The following is a 1,523-nucleotide window of genomic DNA, read 5'->3' as shown; positions in this document are numbered from 1 at the left end:
GGCCCAAAAGCCCGTGGCAGCAGCGTGGCCGACTGCCGGAATAAGGCCCAGCCCAGGCCCGCGCCGGCTACCAGCAGCAGCGCCACGGCCAAACGCGCGCCCCACTTGAAGCGCTGCCAGCGCCGGGGCGAAAAACTCTGAAAAACCTGCGGAGAAGCATCGGCGGCGGACATGGCCAGGGCAGAATTTGTGAGCGTTGAAAGAAGCAAAACTCTGCGGCTCAGATGTAGGAAAAATGAATAAAAAAGCGCCGCCTTTTCCTCATAAAACATTCATTACAGGCCGATTAATCTTGGCCCGGGTTTCGTGGTCAATGCCCCGTACCGACCGCGCTGGCGGCGGGTGAATGGTGGCCCGGCGGGTAGTTTCTTCCCTGATTTTTTCCTGTTGCTGATGATGCGCTTGCTGCTCGTGGTGCTGCTGTTGCTGGGGCCGATGGGGTGGCAGGCCGCCGCGCAAACTCACTCCCCCGCCACCGAAGTGCTGACGGACCCACACCCGGCCGCCAACCAACCGGCCGCGCCCCCGCGCCTCACCGTGGACCTGACTACCAGCAACCGTAACGCCTACCTCATGCGCGCTCCCGAGGCGGCCGACGACCACGGCTACCTTGGCACCCAGCTCACCTACCAAACCCACTCTGGCCTCTACCTCGGCACCTACCTCAACAGTTCCTACGGTCCCGGCAACCCGCTGTTCGACGACTACGAGGCTTCCCTGGGCTACGCCCGCACCGGCCACGGCCCCACCGACTGGAGCTTGCAATACACCCACCTCTTCATTCCCGGCAGCAGCAAGCTGCTCCGCGCCACCATCACCGACAACGTGGAAGGCAGCTTATCGCACGACTTCGACTTCGTGTACGCCAGCCTCACCGCCGACGCCTTTTTTGGCGGCACCCGCGACCTCGTGCTCACCTGGAATGTCTCGCACGCCTTCCCGCTGCCGGTTTTCGCCCACGACACACTTAACATCACACCCACCTTCGAGCTGGGCACGGGAACTCAGCGCTTCTACGCCGCCGGCCTGGCCCGCAACGTGCGGCAGCAGGTGGTGAGCACCAAAAAGAACGGCCAGACCAAAACCAAAACTGCCAACGTGCTCGAAACGCCCGATACGCCGGGCTTCGCTACCACCGGCTACACGCTGTCGCTGCCCATCTCACTCGACATGCGCCGCAGCAGCTTTGCCGTCATTCCGGCCTACCTGGTGCCGCTGCACGTGCCCGAGTGGGGCAATGCGGAAAAGCTGTTTTACGTGTCGGTTGAACTCACGCGACGATTATGGTAACGCGCCCGAACGCGGCTTTGCCGGCCCTGCTGCCGCCCGGCCTCACCCCTCATGCTATTGGTTCGATGCGCCCTGCTTCCCTCACACTTGTGTTTACTAACGCCGCCGGTGAGCTGCTTACGCACCCGGCGGGCTACGCGGTGCTGCGCTACCGGGCCGGCAAGTGGGGCCTGGCCGAGCTAGCACAGCTGCTCAGCAGCACCGGCGCGCTGCTGCTCGGCAACCGCTGGCAG

1 protein-coding gene is annotated in these 1,523 nt (G+C 63.8%); it reads left to right on the top strand.

Annotated elements, in window-relative coordinates; all coding sequences use genetic code 11:
* Positions 1-393 precede the first annotated feature (393 nt).
* Positions 394-1,290, top strand: a complete 897-nt coding sequence (locus ACYVDE_RS22490) for a hypothetical protein (protein WP_460503767.1) — start codon at positions 394-396, stop codon at positions 1,288-1,290.
* The last annotated feature ends 233 nt before the right edge of the window (positions 1,291-1,523 follow it).

This window comes from Hymenobacter agri (assembly GCF_054778495.1).
The sequence above is the reverse complement of the archived record's forward strand: the minus strand, read 5'-3'. Positions and strand labels throughout refer to the sequence as shown.

Excerpts from the sequence above, each read along its gene's own strand:
- ACYVDE_RS22490 (WP_460503767.1), top strand. The coding sequence starts at position 394 with ATGATGCGCTTGCTGCTCGTGGTGCTGCTGTTGCTGGGGCCGATGGGG.